Raw genomic sequence first — 8,803 nt, 5'->3', positions numbered from 1 at the left:
CTATCCTCCGCATCAGCCCGGATCCCGTCCTACAGGATAGGACGATGTTGCGATAATGTCATGACGATTTGGTATTATCCATTACAGACAGACCCTATGATAACGCGCACAGACAGCATCCCCATAGCCAGCCAGTTCAACTGCGTGCCGCACGCCGGGCACGAAGCACGGATGGCGCGGCAGCATGGCTGCCGCACTCCAAACCCTGCGACACGCACATGACGCACGGGTAAGGCAACCAATCCAGCACGTGATGGCACGGCAGATAGTCGGCAGTCCTCCTCGCTGCCATACCGGCAACCTGGAAAACTGACGTTGGCGATTGGTAAGCGTTCATACGCCTGTGCAATCGTCTGGGAGTACAACCGTACAGCTCTTATGAAATAAGTCCTTTCTAACTTCCAGCGTGAAACCGTCTTCCATGCCTGTCAACGTCGTATCATCCGATATGAAATATGTACGTAAAAGTTATGAGCCGTTTACCCCTTTTTGTCAGGGGCATGGTATAGTTGAGCATAGAGAACAGCGAAGTCGCTGTTCACGATGAGGCAGCAGGGAGGTGCCTGTATGTTTGTTGGCGAGCGAATGTCGCATCCCCCGATTACTGTGACTCCAGAAACATCGATTCACGATGCCATGCATCTCATGCGTACCGAACACATCCGGCGGGCACCGGTCGTTTCGCATGGCCGTCTGGTTGGTATCGTCTCGCTGAAAGACCTAATCAACGCTTCACCGTCGCCGGCCACCACATTGAGTGTGTGGGAATTGAATTATCTGCTCAGTAAGCTGACCGTCGAGCGGGTGATGACACGCGATGTCTATACGGTGACCGTTGACACCCCAATCGAGGAGGCTGCCCGGATTATGGCCGACCGCCGGATCGGTGGGTTGCCGGTGATGAAAGGGAACGAGCTGGTTGGGATTATTACCGAGACTGACCTGTTCAAAATCTTTCTTGAGTTGATGGGAGCGCGCAACCCCGGCGTCCGGGCTACCGTGTCGATGTTGGATGAACCGGGGGGACTCGCCAAATTGACCGCGGCAATTGCGAATAGTGGTGGCAATATCATCGCGCTCGGCACCTTCGCCGGTGAAACTGCCACAATGTCCGAGGTAACGTTCAAGGTCAGCGGGATGACGGTCGATCAGGTGCGTGAGGTGATTACACCGGTGGTAGCCAAAGTGATTGATGTGCGTGAGAGTCATCCGTAAGTCCTGACGGAGCGAACCGGATTTTAGAGCGTTTTACCGTCGTCTGTGTTGCCCTAGGAAGGTGAGTAAGAGGTCCCAGCTCTAGCGACAGAGCATACACGTTCATCACGGGTGCGCAGTGTAATGCGCTGCGCACCCGTTTTCTTCCTGCCTGCAAGCACGGGGGAAGAGGAAGAATTGCGTCGCTTGCGGAGGGAGTGCTATCCCAAATAGGTAATACGACAGACTTTCTCGATCAGAGACATCTGTCTCGTGCGCCCTTGAGATCATCACCCCATCTCCCACTCGCGGCGCCCCAAGCTGCTCATACGCCCCCAGAACACGGCCAGGGTGGCAATGGCAAACGGCATCATTTTCACAGTAGACATCAGAGCAATGTCTTCGGCAATCGTGGTCTCTTCGTCGAGGAAACGGAGGACACGTTGGATCGGGTTGTGGCGAAAGAGATTGGCAAAGAAGCGATGACCAGGTGTACGACCCGCATCGAGCACGTTTAACAGGATGCTGTCCATGAGAGCATGGCGATTGAACAAAGGCTGCCGGTAGAAGGGATGCCCCTCTTTCGTCAGACTGGCTACGATTTGCCGTGTCTGGCGTTGAATACGCTGGAAGGTGTAACCTGTGGAAGGTTTGCTCATCCCTCCTGCCGTACCAATATTGAGCACATGGGGACTGGGGCGAAGCGGCAGTGGTACGTCGCTCATTGGAATAACACCATACTCCACATGGGTGATCTCGTAGCGGTCGATCCCCAGTTGTTCGGCAATATAGCGCTGTAACCCGATTTCATACTCGGTCTGACTGACCAGTTGCGGCGAGAAGATCGTGTATTCCACCAGCGCCGTATGGGTGTCGAATGGTAAGACATAGCCAAAACGGACATCACCGGCCTGAGGAATGCGAAAGTCCATAAAAGTTGCCGCTTCAGCATCAAATACCGGTTGTGGTGTCTTGATGACCCAGCCCTTGAAGTGTTGCAGCCAGGTGTGGTATCCGGGTGGGGTTGGCACCGGCCGATACACGCTATTAAAGGCATAACGCGCCGTATATTGCCTGCTACCAACGACAGCAGCCACACCCTCCGGTAGCTCAACCAGCCGATCCACACTGCCCTGAAGGCGAGTAATATTTGGGCGCTGTGCCAGCCAGTGATCGACAAACTGATAAAAATCGATGCCCTGAATCAACTTATAGCGGTACGGCGCAATTGCCATGCGCGCCGACCAGTGTTTGTCGTAGAGCCAGAGATGCTCCCAGCGACGTGAGACAACGGCTTCAAATGGGCTATCGCCCACTTCCCAGAAGCACCATGTACGGTCATTTTGACGAATATGATTTGGATCGATGATGAGGATTGTTTGATCGGCTAAGGCACTCTGACCAAGATGGAAGGCCAGGCTGAGACCGGCGGCCCCTGCGCCGACAATGATATAGTCGTAGTCCATAGGCTGTCTTCTCCCACGGCCATTTGGCCTGCTCTTTTTGCATTATAACCCGGAGTGCTATACTAAACATGGTAAAGTCAATAGTCTTATTGACTGACCGTCCATGCCGTTGTGAATAGCAAGAGGATTTGTATGGGTACAGTAATTCATGCCAGTGTTCGCCTGCGTGAAGGTCTCCACTTTACCGCTGTAGCTGATTCAGGGCGGGCCATCGAACTCGACAGTCCCTATGAAAGTAATACCGATCTGGCGGGGCCTTCACCGATGGAGACGGTGTTGATGGCGCTGGCTGGCTGTTCGGCAATGGATGTGATTAGCATTCTGCGCAAGAAGCGGCAGCCGGTTACCGGTCTTGAGGTCAAAGCGCAGGGTGTGCGGGGTGATGAGTACCCCAAACCATACACGAACATTGAACTGGTGTATCGCTGTTCCGGTGAGGTTGATCCGGCTGCCCTCGAACGGGCGATTGAGCTGTCTCGCGAGCGTTACTGCCCGGTCTGGCGGATGCTAGGCGCAACCGTTGACATTCAGTACCGGTACGAGATTGTGCCGGCACTCGATTAGACCATCGTCGTTTTGGGGCATACACTGGGGAAGCGCGATGAACCGATGAAACGTTCACGCTTCTGTTCACGCTGTTGTCTACGCCGGCAGGTTATGCTGCATGGCGTAAAGCATTGTAGTTTGACAGGAGTATGTCTCTATGACGTGGGTAATCGACGCTTCCCATTCGATGATCACCTTTTCCGTTCGCCACATGATGATCTCCAAAGTCCGTGGCCGTTTTACCCGTTTCGACGGCACGGTTGATTTCGATGAGCAGAACCCGACTAACTCGAAGGTTCAGGTCACGATTGATGCCAGCAGCATCGATACTCGTGACGAACGGCGTGACGGGCATTTGATGTCGCCTGATTTTCTCGATGTCGCCAACTACCCGACGCTGACCTTTGTCAGCAAGCGGGTTGAGGTGATTGACGAGAGTCACGGTCGCATTATCGGAGATCTGACCATTCGTGGTGTCACCCGTGAAGTGACGCTCGACGTAGAGTACAATGGTCAGTCCAAGTCGCCCTGGGGAACGATTAGCGCCGGTTTCAGCGCTACCACGAAGATCAATCGCAAAGACTGGGGCTTGACCTGGAATGTGGCGCTGGAGACCGGTGGGGTACTGGTCGGTGAGGAAGTGACAATTGAGATTGAGATCGAGATTGTCAAGCAGGTACCACAAGAGGAATCGGTTGCAGCATAACCTGACTTTGCCAGAGGCTGCCTGACAGTTACCCATGTTGTCATCGAGCGGGCATCCTCTAAGGTTAGAAAAACTGATATACTTAACGATGAAGCAGCATTGTGCTGCTTCATCGTTGTTGCAACGAGAGGAGTGTATGACCGCACAATCCATTGTTGTCTACGGTACAAACTGGTGCCCTGATTGCCGTCGTGCCCAGCGCGTGCTCGATCAGCACGGCGTACCGTACACCTATATCAATATTGAACGCGATCCGGCGGCGGCTGAATTCGTGATCAAGGTAAATAACGGTAATCAGAGTGTGCCAACCATTGTTTTTCCCGATGGTTCAATTCTGGTTGAGCCGTCAAACCATCTCTTACAGGCGAAACTGAACCAGTTGGGATAGTTCATTGGCAAACCATCGTGAGAAAGGGCGACCAACCGGTCGTCCTTTCTCACGTACATCTCATTTTTTTGCTTTATTGTTGTAACGTATGGTAGAGTACTCACGATGGTTAACACAAATCATAAGTGGAAGTTACTGTTTAATGGTACGTCATCTCGTTTTATCATTCGTAGTCTTACTAACAGCCTGTAGCGCTCCGACGCCCATGTCGCCGACGGCGTCTTCGGAGCCGGTGCCTATCCGTGCCCCAACATCAACCCCAACCACAGCTGATAGCACGCCGGTCGTGGCTGGCTATTTTCCCGATCTGCCGCGTGGTCGTACCCCAGAGGGGTATCACTACCTCGGTAGACCGGATGCGCCAGTAACGATGGTTATCTATTCAGATTTTCTCTGCACCTCGTGCGCTATCCACACCCTCGATGTTGAGCCACGCCTGATTGAAGCATTTGTGGCTACCGGTCAGATGCGGCTTGTATATCGGCACTTACTGCAATTGGGGGAACGTTCACAGATGCTGGCCGAAGCAAGCGAGTGTGCGTCCGACTTCGGATATTTTTGGGAGTTGCGCCGTGAGATTTATGCGCGGTATAATCAACTCTACTTCAACACCCGCGAGACGGTGATTGATCTGGCTGCTGGTCTTGGCATTCCGAGAGAAGCCTTTACCACCTGTCTTGACGCACATACCTATCAGGCACAGGTGCAGGCCGATTATGCCGCTGCAATTGAGGAAGGGGTCTATGCTCGTCCGGTATTTCGGATCGGTACTGAAGTAATCGTCGGCTCACAGCGCTTCGAGACCTTTGCCCGGGTGATCGAGCGGGTCGGACAACGCTAACTCTTGCAGGCAGAGGACGTTCATGGCACGGTCACGCTACTTCTGGCCACTAAGCATTGTAGTGATCTGGCTGGTTTTCACAGTCTGGTTGGCGCTATCCACACCACCGGGCATGTCGCTGGCTCAACCGAGCTGTGACGAACAACCGCTGTATCCGGGGTGTTATGAACCGCCAGTTGATTGTACATATGTAGGGCCAAACGAGTGTAGTCAAACCCAAACAGCAGTTGCGCAGAAACGCACTGCAACCGTTGGATCGTTACTCACAAGAACAGCTCAAGGCCAATCAAACCAGCAAGCTGCGACGGCGACCCCGACCTCAACCTTTACCGCGACAACCGCAGCGACCACACCGACTACCGGCGCCACGTCTACTGCCACCTCTACGCCAACCGGTATAACCGCAGCACCAACCGTACCGGCGCTTCCTACCCAGACCCCACCCACAGTTTTGCCAACGGCTACCTTTACCGCCACTCCACTGAGTCAGGAGATGCTACGTTGCGCACCGGGTGATCTGATTGAATTGACGGGTACCGCTCGCCCGCAAACCGCATTGCTGGTACTCTTCGATGAGCGACCGGTCGGGGGCGGAGCGAGTGATCGAACAGGCGCATTCCGTATCGTGTTGCGGATCGGTACCGAGCGAACCGGTGAACACGAGATCATTGTCCACGAACGCGAACGTGAACTCATTGTGGCCGAGTATATGTGTATCACGCCACCACCACCGACACCGACAGCGACCTTTGGCCCGATTCGAGTTACTACATCGCCAGTACCGTAATTGTCAGGCGCCATCTGACAGCCATCTGCCCCGGTTATACCAACGTCCAGCCTTGCTTGCAGCAGCAAGGCTGGACATTCTTTGATCACAGAAAGATCAAATCTGGTTCAATAAACGTCGTAGTCCGCTATCGAGCGTCACCCTCATGTCGTGCACTGCAACGCTACCTCGTGGGGCGCACGCGCTGGGAGCGCACACTGGGAGCGCACGCCTCCGGTGCGCTCATCACCGGCAACAACCTGCTATGCTTGCATCTCGCATGGTGTTGCCACCTTGAACCGGTGCGTGAAGCGGGACCCATCCTGTACTGTCAGTTCCCACCCCCAGCGGGGGTGGGTGAGAGTGGGGGCGTTTCGCAATGTACTGCTTGGCCCCACCCTCACCCGCTCACCTCCATTACACTGGTGTCGCACTTGAAACTGCCCGCGAACCATTTCCGTGTGACTGTTTCGCACCACCAGCGACTCATTACTGCGTGCGTGGTTCTGACAACCTGAATGACACACGGTACCGGTCAAGACTTGATATAAAGACATCGACTCAGGTCACGTCGCTCTCAGTTGTTGCCGACTTCTCTCCGGCCTGTTCGGCAGGAAGAGATTGCTGGACGGTCTCCAAAATTAGTGCCAGTGCCTGTTCACGCGAGCGGGTAAGGATTTCGAGTTCGGTGAGAAGAAGCGTGAGGCGGCGATAATCGCGGCGGATGGCCTGTTCGTCGGCGGATGTGAGGCCGGGTTTGACGGTCGCCAGCCATTCGTCAAATGGGGTTCGGCGACCAAGCAGATCGGGTGAACCAAATTGACTGAGACGTCGCCATAAACTGGCAGCACTATCAGTTAACAAGCGAAGACTATCTATCGTCATAGTATCAGCGATACCGTACCTGTCTAAGTCGGATCCAAACGTCATTACGCACCCGTTGTTATGGTAGTCGCCGATCAATTCTTTGCGGATCGGTCGTGAGATTGAGTTTCGCCTCTGGTATAATCAGTAATAGGAATACTGGCAGGATACTATGCGTGAACCAATCTCTATCCAAGCAACTGATACCACCAACGCCGTGCCACGGCCAACCGAACCACCGCGCTTTCGTCCGCGCGAGCGCTTCTTACGGGTCTCGTCGTTTTTTCTCGGCGTTGTCATTCACATCTACATCTGGGATATTTTTCTCGCCCGCTTTGCTCTCTTCCGCTGGTATGTTCAGCGCACGATGCTGCGGCGCTGGGTGTCTATTGCTCGTCGCTTCCGTATGATGGCGGTTGAGCTAGGGGGCATGCAAATCAAGCTCGGTCAATTCCTCTCATCGCGGGCCGATATTATTCCCGATGTCGTGCGCCGCGAGTTGACCGGTCTCCAGGATGAAGTGCCACCCGCACCTGCTGGCCACGTGCTGGAGGTGATTTTAGAGGAACTCGGTGCGCCACCCAGCGCGATCTTTCGCAGCTTTGAGACCGATTGTGTCGCGGCTGCATCGCTGGGGCAGGTGCACTATGCCGTTTTGCACGATGGCCGTGAGGTGGCGGTAAAGGTGCAACGCCCCTGGATCGATAAGATTATCGAGGTCGATCTGAGCGCAGTGACCTGGGTCGTGCGTCTGATCAAAAACTATCCGCCCATTCGTCGGCGCGCCGACCTGGAGGCATTGCTGGCCGAATTTGCCCGTGTGCTCGTGCAGGAATTGGACTATGTGCAAGAGGCACATTCGGCAGCGACGTTCCGCAAAAACTTCGTTAACCATTCGGGGATTTACATTCCCGAACCGATCTTCGAGTTAACAACCCGGCGTGTGTTGGTGATGGAGCGGATCAGCGGGATTAAGATTACCGACCTGCACACGCTTGATCAGTTGGGTGTCAGTCGGCTTGAGCTGGCTGCCCGGTTGAACAATTGCTACCTGAAACAGTTTTTCATCGACGGCTTCTTCCACGCCGATCCGCATCCCGGCAATCTCTTCGTGCGGATAGAAAGTGATTTAGCGCCCGTTCAGCCATCATCACCGGTAATGCCGGTTAGCCGCAACGGTCATCACACTATGAATGCGGTTGAGGCCGGGCTGCCGATTGACAGGCCTCCGGATGAAGTGTCGGCCGGCACACCCTTCACGCTCATCTTTGTCGATTTCGGCATGGTTGGTCATCTGCCACCGCAAACGATGGAGATTATGCGGCAGGGCGTGTTGGGTCTGGCAACCAACGATGCCGACCGGATTCTGAACGCTCTCGAACAACTCAATATGATCCTGCCCGGTGCTGATCGGCGGGCGATCAAAGCGGCTATCGAGACGATGCTGCGTTATTCGTTCAATCGTACCGTGCGCGAGCTGACCAACCTCGATGTCGAGGCAATTATGGCCGAGACGAAGGATCTGATCTACGATTTGCCGTTTCAGATTCCCCAAGACCTACTCTATTTGGGGCGAGCGTTGAGCATGGTTGCCGGTCTTGCTACTGAGATTTACCCTGACATTAATCTGTTTCAGGAGTTACGACCGTTCGCACGCGCGATGCTGGCTCAAGAACAACGCAATGGCAATTGGGTCGAGAAGTTGCAGCAAGAGCTAACTGAACTTGGTCAGATACTGATCGGGTTGCCACGGCAGATGGATGCTTACTACCGGGCGGCAAATCGGGGCGAATTGCAGACCCGTTCCGATCTGAGTCGACTTGAACGCAGTATGAAACGGGTTGAGCGGGCCACCGACCGCTTGATGGGGGGAATGCTCGCAACCGGGTTATTCCTCGGTGGTGTGCAGCTCCGCACTCGTGGTCTGGAGCGCGAAGCCAACCGGGCCTGGTGGGCCGCAGCAGCGGCCATTGTGTGGGCGCTCTGGCCGCGTAACGAGCGCTGGTAGTGTTCTCCGGCAGATATAGGCTCA

The 8,803-nt window shown here is 54.6% G+C and carries 9 protein-coding genes; 7 read left to right on the top strand and 2 right to left on the bottom strand.

The window, feature by feature from the left end; all coding sequences use genetic code 11:
* Positions 1-567: 567 nt before the first annotated feature.
* Positions 568-1,215 carry a CBS and ACT domain-containing protein gene (locus VAE55_RS10800; RefSeq protein ID WP_322815792.1) on the top strand — a complete coding sequence of 216 codons (648 nt, stop codon included), beginning with the start codon at positions 568-570 and terminating at the stop codon, positions 1,213-1,215.
* A 269-nt stretch (positions 1,216-1,484) separates the two neighbouring features.
* On the opposite strand, the gene VAE55_RS10795 is transcribed toward VAE55_RS10800, so the two are convergent.
* The gene (locus tag VAE55_RS10795) at positions 1,485-2,660 is read right to left on the bottom strand and encodes a lycopene cyclase family protein (RefSeq protein ID WP_322815791.1); all 1,176 of its coding nucleotides are present in this window, start codon (positions 2,658-2,660) and stop codon (positions 1,485-1,487) included.
* 132 nt (positions 2,661-2,792) lie between these two features.
* Here VAE55_RS10795 and VAE55_RS10790 point away from each other — a divergent pair, with 132 nt between their 5' ends.
* From VAE55_RS10790 to VAE55_RS10770, 5 genes are all read left to right on the top strand, one after another.
* On the top strand, positions 2,793-3,224 hold the full coding sequence (locus tag VAE55_RS10790) for an OsmC family protein (RefSeq protein ID WP_322815790.1): 432 nt from the start codon (positions 2,793-2,795) through the stop codon (positions 3,222-3,224).
* Positions 3,225-3,363: 139 nt separating this feature from the next.
* Entirely contained in the window at positions 3,364-3,912 is a 549-nt protein-coding gene (locus tag VAE55_RS10785; RefSeq protein WP_322815789.1) for a YceI family protein, read from the top strand.
* Positions 3,913-4,048: 136 nt separating this feature from the next.
* Positions 4,049-4,300: a mycoredoxin gene (locus VAE55_RS10780; RefSeq protein ID WP_322815788.1), complete on the top strand. Its 252-nt coding sequence runs from the start codon at positions 4,049-4,051 to the stop codon at positions 4,298-4,300.
* An 88-nt stretch (positions 4,301-4,388) separates the two neighbouring features.
* Positions 4,389-5,141, top strand: coding sequence for an Rcas_1661 family thioredoxin-like (seleno)lipoprotein (locus VAE55_RS10775; RefSeq protein WP_322815787.1), 753 nt, complete (start codon positions 4,389-4,391; stop codon positions 5,139-5,141).
* 22 nt (positions 5,142-5,163) lie between these two features.
* The gene (locus tag VAE55_RS10770; RefSeq protein WP_322815786.1) at positions 5,164-5,928 is read left to right on the top strand and encodes a hypothetical protein; all 765 of its coding nucleotides are present in this window, start codon (positions 5,164-5,166) and stop codon (positions 5,926-5,928) included.
* Between the two features lie 540 nt (positions 5,929-6,468).
* Here VAE55_RS10770 and VAE55_RS10765 read toward each other — a convergent pair.
* The gene (locus VAE55_RS10765) at positions 6,469-6,792 is read right to left on the bottom strand and encodes a hypothetical protein (RefSeq protein WP_322815785.1); all 324 of its coding nucleotides are present in this window, start codon (positions 6,790-6,792) and stop codon (positions 6,469-6,471) included.
* Between the two features lie 151 nt (positions 6,793-6,943).
* On the opposite strand from VAE55_RS10765, the gene VAE55_RS10760 reads away from it, so the two are divergent.
* On the top strand, positions 6,944-8,779 hold the full coding sequence (locus VAE55_RS10760; protein ID WP_322815784.1) for an ABC1 kinase family protein: 1,836 nt from the start codon (positions 6,944-6,946) through the stop codon (positions 8,777-8,779).
* Positions 8,780-8,803 lie beyond the last annotated feature (24 nt).

This window comes from Chloroflexus sp. (assembly GCF_034432675.1).
Classification (GTDB): domain Bacteria; phylum Chloroflexota; class Chloroflexia; order Chloroflexales; family Chloroflexaceae; genus Chloroflexus.
Note: the sequence above shows the minus strand (reverse complement) of the source record. Positions and strands in the feature narration are given on the sequence as shown.

Coding starts and splice junctions, on each gene's coding strand:
- VAE55_RS10800 (WP_322815792.1), top strand. CDS start 568: ATGTTTGTTGGCGAGCGAATGTCGCATCCCCCGATTACTGTGACTCCA.
- VAE55_RS10790 (WP_322815790.1), top strand. CDS start 2,793: ATGGGTACAGTAATTCATGCCAGTGTTCGCCTGCGTGAAGGTCTCCAC.
- VAE55_RS10760 (WP_322815784.1), top strand. CDS start 6,944: ATGCGTGAACCAATCTCTATCCAAGCAACTGATACCACCAACGCCGTG.
- VAE55_RS10775 (WP_322815787.1), top strand. CDS start 4,389: ATGGTAGAGTACTCACGATGGTTAACACAAATCATAAGTGGAAGTTAC.
- VAE55_RS10765 (WP_322815785.1), bottom strand. CDS start 6,792: ATGACGATAGATAGTCTTCGCTTGTTAACTGATAGTGCTGCCAGTTTA.
- VAE55_RS10785 (WP_322815789.1), top strand. CDS start 3,364: ATGACGTGGGTAATCGACGCTTCCCATTCGATGATCACCTTTTCCGTT.
- VAE55_RS10780 (WP_322815788.1), top strand. CDS start 4,049: ATGACCGCACAATCCATTGTTGTCTACGGTACAAACTGGTGCCCTGAT.
- VAE55_RS10795 (WP_322815791.1), bottom strand. CDS start 2,660: ATGGACTACGACTATATCATTGTCGGCGCAGGGGCCGCCGGTCTCAGC.
- VAE55_RS10770 (WP_322815786.1), top strand. CDS start 5,164: ATGGCACGGTCACGCTACTTCTGGCCACTAAGCATTGTAGTGATCTGG.